The organism is Bradyrhizobium sp. ORS 111 (genome assembly GCF_045571485.1).
Taxonomy (GTDB): domain Bacteria; phylum Pseudomonadota; class Alphaproteobacteria; order Rhizobiales; family Xanthobacteraceae; genus Bradyrhizobium.
In genome coordinates this window covers 2120700-2136893 of sequence record NZ_CP120701.1, presented here as the reverse complement: position 1 = coordinate 2136893, position 16194 = coordinate 2120700, and the positions used below count along the sequence as shown (strand labels likewise).

The 16194-nt window shown below is 59.1% G+C and carries 12 protein-coding genes; 9 read left to right on the top strand and 3 right to left on the bottom strand.

Annotated elements, in window-relative coordinates; translation table 11 throughout:
• Positions 1 to 1298 precede the first annotated feature (1298 nt).
• The 4 genes from P6U30_RS09825 to P6U30_RS09810 all read left to right on the top strand — a co-directional run bounded on the left by P6U30_RS09825 (position 1299) and on the right by P6U30_RS09810 (position 5746).
• The gene (locus P6U30_RS09825; protein WP_407169072.1) at positions 1299 to 2369 is read left to right on the top strand and encodes a cytochrome-c peroxidase; all 1071 of its coding nucleotides are present in this window, start codon (positions 1299 to 1301) and stop codon (positions 2367 to 2369) included.
• A 1166-nt stretch (positions 2370 to 3535) separates the two neighbouring features.
• The gene (locus P6U30_RS09820) at positions 3536 to 4198 is read left to right on the top strand and encodes a hypothetical protein (RefSeq protein WP_407151065.1); all 663 of its coding nucleotides are present in this window, start codon (positions 3536 to 3538) and stop codon (positions 4196 to 4198) included.
• Positions 4090 to 5142, top strand: coding sequence for a hypothetical protein (locus P6U30_RS09815; RefSeq protein ID WP_407169071.1), 1053 nt, complete (start codon positions 4090 to 4092; stop codon positions 5140 to 5142). The genes P6U30_RS09820 and P6U30_RS09815 overlap by 109 nt, the downstream gene beginning before the upstream one ends.
• Positions 5090 to 5746: a hypothetical protein gene (locus tag P6U30_RS09810; protein WP_407169070.1), complete on the top strand. Its 657-nt coding sequence runs from the start codon at positions 5090 to 5092 to the stop codon at positions 5744 to 5746. Before P6U30_RS09815 ends, P6U30_RS09810 begins: the two co-directional genes overlap by 53 nt.
• A gap of 70 nt (positions 5747 to 5816) precedes the next feature.
• Here the strand turns inward: P6U30_RS09810 and P6U30_RS09805 are convergent, their stop codons facing one another.
• Positions 5817 to 6206 (bottom strand): cytochrome c family protein, encoded by a 390-nt coding sequence (locus tag P6U30_RS09805; RefSeq protein ID WP_280973395.1) that lies wholly within the window; start codon positions 6204 to 6206, stop codon positions 5817 to 5819.
• 641 nt (positions 6207 to 6847) lie between these two features.
• Between P6U30_RS09805 and P6U30_RS09800 the strand changes: the two genes are divergently transcribed.
• The 5 genes from P6U30_RS09800 (at position 6848) to P6U30_RS09780 (ending at position 14150) form a co-directional block, all read left to right on the top strand.
• Positions 6848 to 7801, top strand: coding sequence for a hypothetical protein (locus tag P6U30_RS09800; RefSeq protein ID WP_407169069.1), 954 nt, complete (start codon positions 6848 to 6850; stop codon positions 7799 to 7801).
• 558 nt (positions 7802 to 8359) lie between these two features.
• A complete protein-coding gene (locus P6U30_RS09795) occupies positions 8360 to 9193 on the top strand; it encodes a YopT-type cysteine protease domain-containing protein (RefSeq protein ID WP_280973397.1) in 834 nt (277 codons plus the stop codon).
• Positions 9194 to 11361: 2168 nt separating this feature from the next.
• On the top strand, positions 11362 to 12051 hold the full coding sequence (locus P6U30_RS09790; RefSeq protein ID WP_280973398.1) for a response regulator transcription factor: 690 nt from the start codon (positions 11362 to 11364) through the stop codon (positions 12049 to 12051).
• A 65-nt stretch (positions 12052 to 12116) separates the two neighbouring features.
• Complete coding sequence (locus tag P6U30_RS09785) at positions 12117 to 13508, top strand: type II and III secretion system protein family protein (protein WP_280978225.1); 1392 nt, start codon at positions 12117 to 12119, stop codon at positions 13506 to 13508.
• Between the two features lie 9 nt (positions 13509 to 13517).
• Positions 13518 to 14150, top strand: a complete 633-nt coding sequence (locus P6U30_RS09780) for a CpaD family pilus assembly lipoprotein (protein WP_280973399.1) — start codon at positions 13518 to 13520, stop codon at positions 14148 to 14150.
• A gap of 159 nt (positions 14151 to 14309) precedes the next feature.
• Here the strand turns inward: P6U30_RS09780 and P6U30_RS09775 are convergent, their stop codons facing one another.
• Both P6U30_RS09775 and sctT read right to left on the bottom strand, forming a co-directional pair.
• A complete protein-coding gene (locus tag P6U30_RS09775; RefSeq protein ID WP_407151063.1) occupies positions 14310 to 15347 on the bottom strand; it encodes an EscU/YscU/HrcU family type III secretion system export apparatus switch protein in 1038 nt (345 codons plus the stop codon).
• Entirely contained in the window at positions 15344 to 16159 is an 816-nt protein-coding gene (gene sctT / locus P6U30_RS09770; protein ID WP_407151062.1) for a type III secretion system export apparatus subunit SctT, read from the bottom strand. The genes P6U30_RS09775 and sctT overlap by 4 nt, the downstream gene beginning before the upstream one ends.
• Between the last annotated feature and the right edge of the window lie 35 nt (positions 16160 to 16194).

The window sequence follows — 16194 nt, the reverse complement described above, 5'->3', positions numbered from 1 at the left end:
CAGCAGCATGTACCGATCCGACACCTCGTCCTCCAAAGCCCTCTTGCGTAGACTCGTACTATACTGAACGCGGCACAATCCACGATTCGCTCCGACGCTGAACGCTCAGCCACTTGCTCCCCACCCCGCTCCATCACGAACGAGCTCTGCCGATGCAGTCAGAATGGTCCATCGATCGGTTGGCTGCCAGATGGCGCACGCTCTCGAAGCTTTGCGCCTGCCGAACCTGCGAGCGGCCACATCTGCCTTCACGTCCGCTTCGTTCGACGCTTCAGCGCGGCCAGTGAGACGCTGCCCTCCGCTCGCATGGCTCTCACGGATGAGCCGTCACCACCACTGCCGACGCGCCGATCTACGCGACGGGCAGCGAGCTTATCCCGCTCAACACATGGACATTCCGGCGCAAGGATTGATGCAGCGCCTGGTGCACGCGCGCGCAACGTGCCATGATAATCGATCTGGTACCCGCGCACGCGTTGATCGTTTCGGCAGCAGTCGCGCCGGCTGATACCGACAACGACCACGTCTCCTCTCCCGTTGTCTTGGCGTTATCGAACAGTCTGCTCACGCAGGCAGAACCCGGCGACACGCCGCTTGATACTCCCATGCATCTGAGCCCAAGCGCTGGTTTGGACGTTGAGCCAACGTCACGTCGTAAGCAGAAATGCCCCGCCGCTTCTCGATAGCCCGAGCCAGACATGGCCGCGCGTCCAGGCGCTCATGGGGCTTGAACCGCACGTCACGTCAGGTTGTAGAATATTCCGAGCAGCGGACGGTGTATAAGATTCGATGATCGACAGTGAACAGCACGAAGCCTCAAGTCTTAGAGCTCGCTCTGCAGGACCTCCATCACGTCATTCTCGGACGTCCTGGTGTCCGATATGGTCTACGCTCGGCATCGATGGTGGCGCTCCGCCGAGCCGGAGCAGGATTTTTCGACCGATGCCGCGTGATACAAACATACTTGCACGCGCGCGGCCCCATCGTCCGCCGATCGATGATGGCGAACGACAATATACGCCGCCGGACCGATCGTCGCTCTTGCAAGGGCAAGTCGACTGCCGTCTGGAGCCAGCAGTTCTGGTCAGGAGCTCGTAAGACAAAGCGCCGTTTGCGCTTTCAAACGGCTCGGCCTGCGCGGTGATGCCGTTTGCATCTCATGATGAACTACGCCAAAGCGAGCAAGACACGACAAACTACCGCTTCAGACGCCCGCTGCGTTGCCCTGCATGAATGAGAGTGATGCGTGTCGCTCTTGATCCACTTCCGATATCCAACAAAAACCGGTGCTGCACGCCATGAAGAAGTTAGCGATACGAGAGCTTTCCATTGTACGCAAGGTATACATCCTGGGCGTCGGGATGCTGGTGTCGTCAGCAGCCGCCGCGAATGACGATTTGATGAGCGCCGCCAGACAGATCTTCAAGCCGATTCCCTCGATCGTTCCTGCGGTGAAGGACAATCCGGTCACCCATGAAAAGGTCGAACTTGGCAAGGTGCTGTTCTTCGATCCGCGGCTCTCATCGAGCGGGATCATTAGCTGCAATACGTGCCACAATCTTGGTGCCAGCGGCGTGGATGCCGGCCCAACGTCGGTCGGTCATGGCTGGCAGCGCGGTCCACGCCGGGCGCCTACCGTCTATAACGCGGTATTCAATGTGGCGCAGTTCTGGGATGGACGGGCAGCAGACCTCAAGGCGCAAGCCAAGGGACCAGTCCAGGCAAGTGTCGAAATGAATGCGACGCCAGATAGAGTGCTCGACACGTTGAATTCGATGAACGACTATGTCGTCATGTTCAGCAGGGCATTTCCTAACGATGCGACGCCCGTCACCTTTGACAATTTCGCAAAAGCGATCGAGGCTTTCGAAGCGACCCTTATTACACCCGCTGCGCCTTTCGATCAGTACCTCGAGGGTGACAAGCAAGCGCTCGATGATCGGCAGAAGGCGGGCCTGAAGCTATTTATGGAAAAGGGATGCTCGTCCTGCCACAATGGAATCAACGTCGGAGGGCAGGATTACTTCCCGTTCGGCGTGGTCGGAAGGCCGGCCGCGCCACTGCTTCCAGCCGCCGACAAAGGCCGCTTCGCGGTCACCAAGATGGCTGGTGACGAGTACGTTTTCCGCTCTGCGCCCTTGCGCAACGTCGCCTTGCGAGCCCCTTACTTCCATTCGGGCCAGGTTTGGAGCCTCAAGCAAGCAGTTGGCGTGATGAGCGAGGTTCAGCTCGGCACCAAGCTCAGCGATCAGGACGAAAACGACATCGTCGCATTTCTCAATTCGCTGACAGGACAGCGGCCCAAGATCGAGTACCCGATATTGCCCGCGCGTACCGAGGCAACCCCGCGGCCCTCTCTGGACAAGTAGGGTCTGTCACGATAGCTGATTCGAAATATACGTAGCGCAGCCTCGCGCAAACAGATCAAAGCCAGGTCAAGATGCCCCAAGCTGTCGCCCACAATTCGAACGTCCAAAAAGACAGGCTTCCGGCTGGTTCGTCCACGATATCGAAATCTAATTCCGGGCCGAAAGGCACAAAACGAGCCGTGCCGGAGCCTCCAGGAGATGCGGCCCGCGGCGACGCCATCAAACAACGAGCGAGCGGCCACGGGGTCATGGCATCGCTGCTCGATCGTTGTGTTGGCGCCATGGCTTGCAGCATTGAACCTATGACATAGGGCGGCCGGCGCGCTGAGGTCTCATGCCCACTGAAACCACGGGCACGTTCGTCTGACGATCAGGAGTTTGCGGGCCTATCCGACGAGCCAAGTCAGGACTTTTCCTCATCGGCCCGTGGGCGAACCATGCCCTGCGCATCGTCTCGTGCTGACATGGTCTCAACCATCTCGATGATACGGCGACGATCGGCAGGATTTCGGAGCGCGCGAAACGCTCTCAAGAGACGAAACGTCTCAGCCACCTCATCGGAACGGCTCTTGATCGACAAATTGCCTCCCACCATTTGCAGCCAACGTTCAGGATAGTACGATCCCGCTTACAGTAACAAGGATCGCGCGCGCGCAAAAATACGGAGCGTGCTGAATTGGACTTCGTCCGCTTTGATGCACAACATGTTGCCGACGGGGGCAAGTTCTGTCCATGCCAACCGAGCGCGTGTCTCACGCGCAAAGCCTTTGACTTGAGGATTCCTGCGACGTCTGGCGTGCACGGATGGATGAGCAGGCGCGGTGGGTCACCGAACGGCTCGGGCGCGGCCGTCCACCAATCAGAACGTTCCGAAGGCGTACCGTTTGATCGTGCTATGACGATCCGATCAAGATCAGCTACATGATTACGATCATCACGGCGGAGCCGCTCTGCTCCCTTTGATCATCGCAGCCTTTGTTTGGCTGACGACTGACACGGCCCGCCAGTCGTTTGGTGCCCGCCCGATACAAGGAATGTCGGCTGGACCCGAAGAAGCTGACTGCGGGGCCGCCAGTCCAATTCTAACTTTCTCCAAGCCGCGTCAGGTTTCAGAAAGCTAACGTGAGTAGCGAGAGAACAACAGCGCGCCACCACCGGACGGGATCATGGACGGATTTAACAATATCAACCCGGGCGATAAAAGCTCGGCTACGTCCAATGCCACAGTGGAGCAGCCGCGCACGCAACAGCAGCAAGCGGAGTTTGAGCAGCACTTGGGAGACGTGCGACAGGTCGATGCCGTCTATCCACACAGAGATCTTTTTGACATCGCTGACGAAGACGACCGCCTCATTCAAGCAGCCTCTGGCGCCGCCCTCGAGCGGGGACCACCGCCGGGCGCTACCACAATCAGTATCTACGATCGTCGACTTCGCAAATTGGCTGAGGCGCTGAAGCAGTATGGCCAATCAATGGCTGGGTTCGATGAAGAAAGTCTGCTCGATTATGCCAAGAAGCTGCTGCCAAAGGACAAGGTCATCGTCCCCGCATTGTCGATGGTTAGTAGTACCGCGAGCCTGACGCCCCCGCGCGGCCCATCCGAACGCATTACCGTCCGTCCAAGGAAGACGACCGCCTCATCAGGCAGGCCGCTGAAGCAGGCTTTGGCCGACAGATCGACGAGAAAACCGCCGGAAATTATTCTAGCGATCTTCGGAAGTTGGCTGCAGCACTTCGACCGTTATCAATTTCTAAGCTTGGTCACGCCGCGCTGCTCGGCCATGCCGACACTTTGTTTCCGGGCGACAAGAAACTCATCTATGCCTTGAACAGGCTCCGCCACTACCGCGACAGCATCGTGCAGGACCATTGTCGCAGCAGCTCCCGTCAGCCAACAGAGCCGGCCGGCCGCTCACCCGTGCAAGATTTTGATCGGCAGCAGCCTTTGGAGGGTGTCGCGGATCGGGGGAGCCAGCTGGCGGCTGACGGATTCAACGCGCCGGAGCTTGGGCAGGGAACGGGTTCAGCCGCTCACTTTCCCGTACAAAATGCCGGCCACGAACCGCTTTTCGATGTCGCGCATCGAGAGAGCTCGCTTCTGGTCACCACCTTCGATGCACCGGTGCTTTGGCCGACAATGAGTTCGATCGCCCACTCGCCCGTGCGAAGTGTTGCTGCGGATCAGAACGGCCTCACTCTTGCCGACGGAATCGATACGCAGGAACCGTGGCAGGCCTTGGCTTCAGCTGCCTACTCGCCAGTGCAAAGCGTCGACCAGGACGAGCTGTTTGATGCCGCTGATCGGGGCGGCTGGACATGCGCCAGCGGGTTCGATGCGCCGGAGCTTTGGCAGCAAATGGATTCAGCCGCTCACCGGCGCACACAAAGTGTCGACCGGGTCGGGCCCTTCGATGCCGCGGCGAGACAGTCCAGCTCGCAGCTGCGCTATCCCGCCTCGTCAGAATTCTTTGGACGGGCAATGGAGCAAGCCGGGCCGCCGCCCGACAGGGCTGCGCAGACGACGCCCACCTCGATCGGCGAGACTTTCGATGCTTCGCTGGTCGTTCCCAATGACTTTGCCCACGGCACTCAACCCGCTCCGGACACGATGCTCTCCAAATCGGGCCGCTTTGGGCTCTTGCCAGACGCGGTACAGCGGATGAAGGACTATGACATTCGCGGAGAACACTACACTGCCGTACTGGGGCCCGCGGGTCCCCATGACGTTCAGCTTATTCACCTTGGGGTCGCCGCCCGTCGGCGAGACATTTGATGTTTCCTTCGCCGTCCCCGGGAACTTTTCCCACCGAACCCAGCCCGCCCCGGATACGATGCTCGAAAGGCTGCGTCGCCTGGGCTTCCTGCCGGACGCTGATCAGCGGATCATGAGCTACGACATTGGCGGTGAGCGCTACGCCGCCGCGTTAGGGCCAGGAGGGCTGAATGACGTTCAGCTCATCCACCACGCTCGCCTTCGGCCGATGGGTGAAGCTGCGCCAGCGACGAAGCTGTGGGCTCCGACTGATATCTACGGCGGTCTTGAATCTCTGCTTGATCTCAATCCCCCTACACCGCTCGAATTGCGGGACGATGCCCATTCTGCGCCGGTGCCGGATTTTCGACCGCCGTCTACCGAGCCTGAACCGGGTCATCGCCGGCTTCCGAAGCTGGCCGATATCGGCGAGTTCGTCGGCCTCGACTGGCACCACGGCCCCCGAGAGGCCTCACCCGCCGTCATTGACATGCTCCAAACCCTTGGCCTCCTGCCGCACCGGGATGCACCAATGACGTGTTTCTTGATCAACGGTGAGCCCTACACGGCCGAAAACCTGCCCGCAGGGCGCGTTCTTCTGTTCCATCGCCCACATCTTGACTGAACGAGCGGCGGGCCGAGTCGCCTGCTCGCCGGAAGGAGCGCTCCTCGAGCGATTGCCACGGGGCACCGTCTTAGCGCTCGAGCTTGACCGGCGATTTATCGAAGGTATGGAGATAAGCGATCAGATCCGCGATTTTCTGGGCGTCCTTGAGTCCAGGGAACGCCATCTTGGTACCGGGAACCTTCGCCTTCGGGTCCTTGATGTAATCGGCAAACGTTGCCTCGTCCCACGTGATGCCTGAGCCCTTCATGGCTTCTGAATAGCTGAAGCCCTCGACCGATCCTGCCTTCCGCCCAATCAGCCCGTTCAACGTTGGGCCGACGGCGTTCCTGGCGCTGTCGCCGACCCGGTGGCAAGGCTTGCAGGCCGTGAACACCATTTCGCCGGCGGCTGGGGTTTGACCTCTTGCCTGCTCAAGTCCGGCGGCGACTAGCAAGGTCGCGAGAGCAATCCGTTTCATCAACTTATCCCTTTTGCACCTGCCCGGAGTCGAGATGACTGCGTGGGTCGCCCTTGGTCGTGCTTAAAGCCTACAACTTCACGCCACGTGCGGTTCAAGCCTTTCCCGTCGTCTCGCAGTTTGATTGCCGGTTGCTGCGCGCCTCTCCGTTAGTCGTCTGATCGCGGCGAGCGGCTTTCCGATAGTGGTACTTGCGGATGATCTCAGCATCGCCATCGGAAGCCCGATCTCGGTGGCGATTCCGCCGTTTCAGCCGGCACGTGTCGAATGCTACCAACTTGGCGCAGGAGACGACGCATTCTCTGCAAGGCCCCTCGCGCTCGATGGAAAGGACAATGCCCGCGATCCGAGACGGGCCGAGTCACGAGCGAGGCGCAGCATTCACGCAACGGGCAATATGGCCATCAGTTCTCGAAGCCAACAGTGGTATCGAAACTGGCTTTCGATGGATTCGCTCCGGCTGCGAGCGATGCACGTCGAGCGTCACAAGATGCACCCAAAAAAGGGGGGCCCGCGCCCCTCGCCCGACCAGAAGAGCCTGCCCGACGAGCGAAATAATCATTCACTTCCTGACTCGTCAGCTTCTCGAAAGCTGCTTCTACCAAAAAACTCTTGAACGGACCTGTAACTTGAGAGAGCAAATGAATATCGACTCACGGCACGGCCCAGAAGTCGCCAAAGCCCGCGATTTTGAGGCGCAGCGGCAACAGACCGGCGATGCGAGCGCTCAAGCCGGCTCGCCGGCGCACCCGTCCGAGGACCAGGTGGATTTTGAGCAGCAGCTCGATCGCTTCCGCCCGGTCGACCGAACGTCAGACGGCGCTTCCTCATCGGCCAATCCCGGGATTGGACCATCCTCGACTGCAACCAACGGGCCTCGCCCAAGTGAACGCTGCTCGGCTTCATCGTTTGTAGGCGCGCGCGCCCAGCTTGCCGCAACGCTGACTGGGGCGACGCTCGCGGCACTCAGGAACGAGATTGAACTTGCCGAGCAGCAATCGGCACCGTGGTCATCAGCGTCTGGGCCTGCAGACCGCGGCGTCGATCGCGAACGCATCTTCAACGACGTTGTTGGATCGTCGTATGTAGAGCTGAGACGGTTTCAGAACGCGGATGGCGATTGCAAGCCGCGCAGAGCAGCCGAGACCAGCGCAATATCGTATGTGCGTGACGCGGCGCGCGAACACTCCTCCGTTGGAGATCATCCGGAACGATATCCTATGACTCTGGCGCGTCAGGCTGGATGGCATATGCGCGGCAAGGTTGACTCTCCTTTTGTGTCTTTGATTGAGGACCCCTCCAAACTGTCCGCGTCGCGCGATCCGTGGGCCCGAGCAATCGCCAATAACGCGACGATGCTGCACACCTACACTATACCGAAGTCGGCGGTCTGGACCCCTGACCAGATCTTGAGCAGCATTGCGCTCGGGATGAATGTCGACGATCACGAGAACATAGATGCGGATGTGGACCTGATGTGCTCCCTGGGTAGAACACCCACCCGGGAGACCGAGCGCTTGTTTTTGGGCGGCGATCTGGAGGCCTATCGGACCGCCAAGCAAGAAAATCCGTTCAAGACTGAGAGCACTGACTAAATAGTCGATCGCCTTTCGCGTGCGGAGGTCGTGCGCATGTCGGGTTATGCCGAGAGCAGTTTATCGCATCTCGGAGAGGGTCGTCAGTTCGCCCATCACATCCGCCAGCCCGCTCCGTTGCATTTTGGACCATCGGCATCTCGGTGATATCGGCTCTTGGGCGAGCAACGGCGGCTGTGCCAGTCTGTCGATCAGGCTGCGTCTGTCCTCCTGGTCCGGCGCCCTACGAAACGCGAAGACCCAGGCGCTTACCGCAGACACTGCTGAACGAGAGCGCCATGGCGATGCACGTCATGATCACGAACGACCGCGGGTCATGTCCGGGCCGTTCGCAGAAAAGTGAGCTAAGCATCGAGACCCCAGCCCACTTTACTCCTCCCGGGACCCGAATTCCGCCGGGCGGCCCCAACCAGACGATTGCTTTCCTCCTCCGCTCCAAGCAGCGCACAGCTGCCCGTCAGTTCGTCGTCAGCTTGCTTGATTATCTAGTTCAGCACAGCTTAAGCAGCCTCGTGCTTACCACGAGGAACCGTACGCTGAAGGGACACGAGAATCGCCATGTATCATCGGATCAGCGACTCATCCACGCGCGCCAATCAAGCGGACCAGTTGAATCAATCGACGGACAGCCGTAACTTTGCGGAAACACTTGCCGATCTCGCGCTGCGAGAGGCCTCCTCACCAGGGGAATTGTCCGACAGAATGGGACTCTGCTGCAGCAGGCCAAACACCTCGGATGCAAACGTTCACAGCCCAAGCTCCTTCGACCTCAGCACATCCTCTCTCTCTTCCAGTTCCAGTCCATCCTCTCCCGCAAGGCCGATCCGCCCTCTGTTCGATTACAGGACCGCCGATTTGCCTGAGGCGAATGTCAACGGCATCTGCGTCGGTTTGGCCGCGGAGTGGCTCCGCAATCGTCACAGCAGTCCGTCATCGCGAATGCGTGCGCTGCGACCGGGTTCGGAAAACCACGCCTCTGCGGCAACGCGGCAGCAGCGCTATGAAGACCTCAAGGCACAATTGCGAAGCGACAGGGCACGAGGTTCGCACAATCTTCAAGCGAAAATCACGACGTTGCGGGAAGCAGGCCTGGAACCATCAGGACAACAGACGAGACATAGATTTAGCGCGTCCTCGCGCAACGCGCAGCTCGTAAACGAAGTCACTGAAAACGGTTCGATCTATTTGCTCAGCCTGCGTTTCGCCGGCGGCGACGCACACACAATCACAACGTCGACCTCGAATGGAATGACCACTCTCTTTGATCCTAACTATGGAGAATTTACCGTCCGATCAGGCCAGATAGGTGACTTGTTCAAAAGTCTCGCTGAACGTTACAGGAACCCCAATGGGCTCGTTATATCGACTGTCGTCACGCAAAAGATAGCCTAAGTAGCGATTCTGGATTGCCCACGGCGTGCGCCTCATGCAAGGCGCGGATACGCATTCGAGCCGGCTCCGGCCTCTTGTCGCATAGCAGGCAGCGCCTGCTATCCAAGCCACGAGACTTCAAATAGGCCCGTCCGAAGAAGGGGGGCCTCCGACTGCAAATGGGCTCGCTTCATCCCGGCGGCCCACTGTGGCCCAGCACGTGTCAGCAGCTCAGCTTGACGCGCTGACGCTGCGATACGCTCAAGGCACGCATCGCGGCGCCGCCAGATGCGCCTGCGCACGTTCCGCTACACGTCGATCACAGGTCCCCGGCCCGCGTAGCGCGACCCGCGGGCTGACACGGCTCACACGCCCTAGTTCAGCCGCGCTTGCCTCGCCAACGCGCACCTCTTCGAGCGAACAGCGGTCCCATGCGATCCTTCGCTACGGACCTTTATTGCCGACATTAGAAGGTTATTTCCCCACGCAGCGCTCGTAATGATCAGGCTCGCAACCTCGTTGAAGGTCAGCTTGTGTCCGGCCTGCCCTGCTGCCTGTCGAGGACGCGCCCGGGAGCTCGGGGGTATCGCCTCATTGTCCATTCGTCACTTGGATGTGTTCCATCGAAACAATCGATTTTTCCAATCTTGCCCGAAGGGCCCATAGTCACGCGTCCATTCGCAGCAGCGTTCAGGAGCGCCGTGTGACAATCGATTCTCCCTTCAGACCAGTTGCCGGCGAATGTGATCTTCGCGAACCCATGCTTGCGTCCGGAACGCGACCTTCCTTTGTTCAGATCGTGACATGCGGTTCAACAGCAACCTGGCTGCTGGCGGCAGCGGCAACGCGGATCGATTCACCGCGTGCGTCGCCGAACACACTCAAGAAAGATTGCCTTTCATGCGCACCACTTGCTGCGGCCATACGTCGGCCGCGCGACGCCTCGATCGACAAAATGCCTGCCAATTCAAGGCGCGCTCGACTTGCCCACGCGCAGATCGATTGTACGCCTCAGAGTGAGGATCATCGCTGCGTCAGGAGGCCTACAAGTTCGTAGGTATTGACGTAATCACCGCTCGAATGGGCTTGAACCGCACGTAACGTCAGATTGTAAGTTTTCTGACAAGTCGCGACGTTCTGTGTCGCGCCAACATTTCTGGCAGGTAGCAAGAATTGCGAATGTCTCAATGTCTCAAGGTCGCGCCGGCCGGCTCGGCCACGCTTGTCGAGCACTCCTCCCGAAGACGCCCTGTCGGTGTCACCGATGCACAGAGGGCAGGAACTGTCGGTGGGTTCGTTGCAGCCGGAACGCCGCGTACCGATCGAGATCAGGACGCGCAACCCTCTGCTCGCCCTCGCCGCGCGCAACCCCGCCCCAATTTTGAGATGCGATCAATCCGTCGCTGTTCGTGGCGAGAGACGACATCCGGCCGGCGACACCGCCTAACTAGGTGCGTGACGTTGCAGACCTGGGATCGCACTCGTCGCGCAACAACCGTGTTCGACGGGCTGCAGCACCGGCGATGTTGTAGGCGATCGGATGCCTGCACCGCTCGCGTTCGCCAGGCCGGATTGCCGGCTATCGAGAGAACTTGTCTTTAGCTCGAACGCGCATCGGTCGTTTCGTCTAGCGGCTTCCGACACATGGGCCAGCTGCGACACGTCACCTGCCTTCAAATGCGATACTTGCATTTGCCGTGACTTAGAGAGGCCACAAGGTCAACGGCATAGCAAGGCCGACTTCGGACTAAGGCAACTTGGGAGCTCCAAATGCCAACTTCTTGTCTCTGTTCAACTTCAACCCCGAACATTCTCTTTACATTGGTTTCGACCGCGCGCATTTGCGCCAAGGACACTTCTCCCAACAGATCGATGACCGGAAGCACTGCTGCCACTGGCGCGCAGAAGCGCGAGCGGTTCATCAAGGCGCATGATGCAGTGAATAATTTCGTCAGGCTTGCAGGCAATAGATGCACTTTGAGCATCGCCGACGACGCGTGCGGTCACGGGCACGCGGTCAGTTATCGGCCGGTAATGGATCGGGTGAGATTGATCTCGGCTCACTATGCCAGTCCTCGTGGTCGCCACTCGTCAACGCTCGTGCCGAAGCAGCCGTTGTTCAGATTCGCCCGAGATCGTGGTCAATCGTGACGCGCTCAGCTTGGAGGTGATGGACGAAAGGCAATCAAATGCGAATTCTCCTGGTCGACGACCATACGGATTTTGCGCGCGGAGTGAAGGAAGCGCTATTGAACCACGGTTTTGCGGTCGATCTGACGCGCACCCTGGACGAGGCGGCAGCCGCGCTCGATTGCGCTAGCTACGACGTTCTCCTGCTGGAGTTGGTTCTTCCAGACGGAGACGGCTTGAGCTGGCTGAAACATTTGCGGCGCGAGGGATGTTCGACGCCGGCCATGATGATGAGCAGCCTGAATGAGCTCGGCAGGCGGATTGCCGTTTTCAACGCTGGCGCTGACGATTTCCTGCCAAAGCCCGTGTCGACCGACGAACTCATCGCTCGCATGCGCGCTCTTTTGCGACGGGCAACCCAAATGACAGCCCCGCTCGTTACGTTCGGCAATCTCAATTTCGATCCAGTCGCCAGACAAGTCTCGGTTGGAGACCGCATCTTGAGAATTGCGCGCCGAGAAGTGTGTATACTTGAGCATTTGCTCAGTCGCGCTGGCCGTACCGTACCGCGATCCTCACTGGAAGACAGCCTATATGCCTTCGACGACCATGTCTCGACCAACGCGCTTGAGGTCGGAATCTACCGCTTGCGCTGCATTTTGAGCGAATCAGGTGCGACGCTAACCATCAAGACCGCGCGCGGCGTCGGTTACTCCCTTGCGCTGAGTAATGCCGCGTCAGCGGCGTAGCTCGCTCGAACATGAAAGCAAAGACAGCCTTGAAGGCCTTCTCTCGTCGTGACGCTGGACGCCGGATGATCGCCGTGCCGTACATCTCGTGCGCGGCTGCGCTACTGTTTCCATTGTGCGCTGCAGCTCAGACACAACGCGATGGCGTTCAGAGGGCGGCGCGCGCCACTGCTGATAGCCTCAACGGAACCCTCGATCTTGCCTCCTCTCAAGGTAAGACTATCCATCTTCCTGCGCCGGCGGCGAGCATCTTTGTTGCCGACCCGGCGATTGCCGACTATCAGGCGCCGTCGAACACGACCATCTTCGTGTTCGGAAAAAAGTCGGGGCGAACCAGCTTGTTTGCTTTGAACGACAATGGAGAAGCTTTAGCCGAGCTTCGTGTTGTTGTCAGGCAACCCGTCGAGGATCTCCGTGCCGCGCTCAAGGCCGAACTCGGGGACTATCCAATCCAAGTCAGCTATACCCCACGCGGCGCGATTCTGAGTGGGACGGCACCAAACGCCGATGTTGTTGATGCCGCCAAGAAGGTGACGGAGCAATTTCTCGGTGCGGGCGCACTGGTCGTGAATAAGGTTCAGGTTGCCGGCTCATTACAGGTCAATTTGAGCGTGCGCATCGCCGAAGTCTCGCGCAGCGCCATGAAGGAGCTCGGCGTTAACCTCTCCGTCTCAGGTCAAAACGGCACGTTCGTTTTTGGCTTTAGCCGCGGTGGACCTAGCAGTACCGCCGCGGCACGCGGCGGCGGCACGGCAAATATCGGATTCGGCGTCGGCGGCGCGAATATCAGCGCTGTTCTTGACGCGCTCGCCAGCGAACACCTCGCTTCGGTACTTGCCGAACCTAATCTTACCGCCATGTCCGGAGAGTCAGCAAGTTTCCTGGCAGGTGGCGAATTTCCCATTCCGGTCATGCAGGACAATCGGCAGGTCTCAGTCCAATTCCGTCAATTTGGCATCAGCCTGGAGTTCGTTCCGACCGTTCTCAGCAACAATCAGATCAATATCCACGTGAAGCCTGAAGTGAGCGAATTGTCGAAAGAAGGTGAGGTCAGCGTCAACGGAATCTCTGTGCCTGGTCTCTCCACGCGGCGTGCCAGTACCGTCGTCGAGCTTGCCAGTGGTCAAAGCTTTGCAATTGGAGGGCTCATCAGGCGCAATTTCAACACCGACATTGGTGCTTTTCCTTGGTTAGGCGATGTACCGATCTTAGGCGCGCTGTTTCGCTCATCGTCATTTCAGAAGCAGGAGACGGAGCTGGTCATAGTTGTCACGCCCTATATCGTGCGGCCAGCTTCGAATCCGGGCAAGATAAGCGCTCCCACCGGCCGTATCGGACCGCCCTCGGACGCCGGCCGCACTTTAACAAACACATTGGCAAGTTCGCCGCGAGGCCGCACCCCTCCCCCCATGGCAGCACCGGGCACGGCCGGCGGTGCGGGCTTCATCATCGAATGAGGACCGACAATGATCTTACGTCAGCTGTGCTGTTTGTTGGCTATTGGCGTAGCGGTAGGCGGATGCACAAATAGTGGTCCGAGCTCTTTCGGGCCACCCGAACAAGCGATCGAAGTGGAGCAGAAGACCAGCGTCTTGTCCCTAGGCAGCCTGCGTCGTGCCGAGAGGTATCGCCTGCGGGATTTCATTGCGAAGGCAAGTCGCGGTCGGCGGGATGCCCTCCATCTCGACGTCACTGGCTCACCCCGGCTCATTGCTCAAGTGGCGCATGAGGCCCGCGCAATGGGCGTTGCCCCTTATAATATTCGCTTGGCTGCCTCACCCGTCGATTTACCCGCCCATTTCGGTGTACGGATCGAGGCAATTATCTACGAAGCACGGCCTCCCGTTTGCCGGCCGATTTCGATCGTCGGCCCCTCAACTGACGATAATTCCTTTGACCCGACGCTGGGCTGCTCGGTCCGGAATAATCTCGGAGTCATGATCAACGATCCTGGCGACTTGCTGGGGAATAGTGCCGTCATGCCAACGCGTGGTGATCGTGCGGTGCGCCCCCTTACCGCTCGTGAGATCTCCACACCGGACAGCGGCAGCAGATCGGAAGGTGGAACTCATGACAGGGCTTCACCGGAATCCCCATGAGCGGATCACGAGCCCATACTCGTAGCATGACATGCAGTGTCGGCTCATGTTCTGGTCGCTAGGTTCGCGATAGGGACCAGCCACTTCTGTGATTACTACGCCGCTTTTCGATCAAATTGTGTATTTGACCAGGATACAGCGCATCAACCTTACGCGAAGTTACACCAGGCCGGCAGCAAAGACTGCCTTTGCGACCCGCTCAAAACACGCAATCGGAACGGCCCTCCCCATCGTCGCCTTTTGGATCAACTCACGCGCTAAAACATGGTCCTGGACAACAGTCAGATGCAGGGCCCGCGCCTCTTCAAGCAGCCGCGAAGCAAGTTCGCCCTCAGCGCGGCACACCAGCACTGGCACTCCGGTCTCGCCGCGAACGTAGCGCAGCCCGATCACCGTCGCGGGTCCCGTCAGTATCAATGTGGCTCGACGAATGCCGATCGGGGATTCGTTTGCCGCCTCGCGACGGATCCGGCGGTGTTCGCCCTTGATCTGCGGATTGCCCTGCTGTTCCTTGGATTCGCGCTTCGCTTCGCTCTCCGTCATGCGCATGTCGCGCAAAAATAGCCAGCGCTGAATGAGCAGATCAGCCAAGCCGCCGATCAGAAAAGCCCCGGCCGCAATCTCGATCAGGACTTTGAGCTCTTGGAAGACGAAGCCGAAACATCCCATTCCGCAGACAGGCAAGTATACCAACGCCTTCCAGCTTGCGATCACAGTAAGAAGAAGGATTGCGCCCAGGCTGAGCACCTTGATCAGCGACTTACCAAGCTCTACAAGCGATCGCTGAGAGAAAAGCCGCTTCAACCCTTTGATGGGATCCAATTTCTCAAGGCTTGGTTTGAGCGGCTCGACAGAAAATGTCGGTCCACCAGTGGCCAGGACACTGGCCAGAACGGCTGCGGCCGCGGCCGCCCCAATAATTGGGGCGACGGCTGCCATACAGAGTTCGATCAATCCGATCAGCGCCTGCGCGACCGCGTCGTTGAAGGGCTGCGCCTGTACCTTGTCGACGAGCCGCACCGCTTCATGCCATCCATCTTTGATCGAGCCCGCTCTGAGGCATAGACAGCCGAAACCGGCGCAAATGCTGAGCGCGGTCACGAAGTCGCCGCTGCGCGCGAGCTGGCCTTTCTTACGGGCGTCACGTAGCTTCTTGGCAGTTGGTGGAAGCTTCTTCTCCTCGCTCGAATCGTTCATTTCAAGAACTTCTCGAGCCACTCCAGCACACCGTTGAACTGGGTGATCTCCGCTCCCATGTATTCGATGAGGTAGACGGTGTAGCTGACCATGATGACGCCAAACGCGGCGTTCTTGATGGTCGGGGAAAGGTCGTTCAGCTTGATTTGCGGGGCAAAGCGCCCGAGCAACATGAGCGATGCCTCAATCAGGAGCAGCAGAGCCAGCACAGGCCCCGAGACCAGCAGGGTCGTACGCATGATATGATCGAGAAGCGCTACGAATTCCATTGCCCCTTGCTGGGTGAGGGGTGGTAGTAGCCGATCCACGGGCCAGATCAGATAGCTGCCGTAGAGGCACCTGACCATCGTCTGCAGACCTCCAGATAGAACGAAAATCGTAACTGCAGCAGTCCCGAGAAAAAGACCTGTCGCCGAGGCTTGGCTGTGTGTCGCAGGATCGTCCACCTGGCTCGAAATACCGCGCTGGGTGTCGATGATGTCACCAACTGCCTGAATGCTCCATAGTGGTATACTGAGCAGGATGCCGAACAGCAGGCCGATGAATATCTCCTTGAGACCGAGCAGCGCGACTGCGACCATACGAGTGCCCGGATCTAGCATCTGCAGGCTGTCCCTGATATGAGCCAAGCATGGCAGCCCAAGCGCGATCGTCAAGCTTCCGCGGATCATCCCGCTAATGTGCGGCCGCGTGAACACGGGATGCACCAACATAATGCCGAGGGCCCGGGCTGCACCAAGACCTGCTGCAATAATGAACTCGGTACCAGTCTGGATCAGAATCTGCGTCTCGGTGAAGGACACATTATGCATTTGAAGTCTGTTGATCGTTCGCCTCGGCCAATCGA

Bases quoted from the DNA above. Each gene is read 5' to 3' on its own strand.
- P6U30_RS09825 (WP_407169072.1), top strand. From the start codon at position 1,299: ATGAAGAAGTTAGCGATACGAGAGCTTTCCATTGTACGCAAGGTATAC.
- P6U30_RS09820 (WP_407151065.1), top strand. From the start codon at position 3,536: ATGGACGGATTTAACAATATCAACCCGGGCGATAAAAGCTCGGCTACG.
- P6U30_RS09810 (WP_407169070.1), top strand. From the start codon at position 5,090: ATGACGTTCAGCTTATTCACCTTGGGGTCGCCGCCCGTCGGCGAGACA.
- P6U30_RS09805 (WP_280973395.1), bottom strand. From the start codon at position 6,206: ATGAAACGGATTGCTCTCGCGACCTTGCTAGTCGCCGCCGGACTTGAG.
- P6U30_RS09800 (WP_407169069.1), top strand. From the start codon at position 6,848: ATGAATATCGACTCACGGCACGGCCCAGAAGTCGCCAAAGCCCGCGAT.
- P6U30_RS09795 (WP_280973397.1), top strand. From the start codon at position 8,360: ATGTATCATCGGATCAGCGACTCATCCACGCGCGCCAATCAAGCGGAC.
- P6U30_RS09790 (WP_280973398.1), top strand. From the start codon at position 11,362: ATGCGAATTCTCCTGGTCGACGACCATACGGATTTTGCGCGCGGAGTG.
- P6U30_RS09785 (WP_280978225.1), top strand. From the start codon at position 12,117: ATGATCGCCGTGCCGTACATCTCGTGCGCGGCTGCGCTACTGTTTCCA.
- P6U30_RS09780 (WP_280973399.1), top strand. From the start codon at position 13,518: ATGATCTTACGTCAGCTGTGCTGTTTGTTGGCTATTGGCGTAGCGGTA.
- P6U30_RS09775 (WP_407151063.1), bottom strand. From the start codon at position 15,347: ATGAACGATTCGAGCGAGGAGAAGAAGCTTCCACCAACTGCCAAGAAG.
- sctT (WP_407151062.1), bottom strand. From the start codon at position 16,159: ATGCATAATGTGTCCTTCACCGAGACGCAGATTCTGATCCAGACTGGT.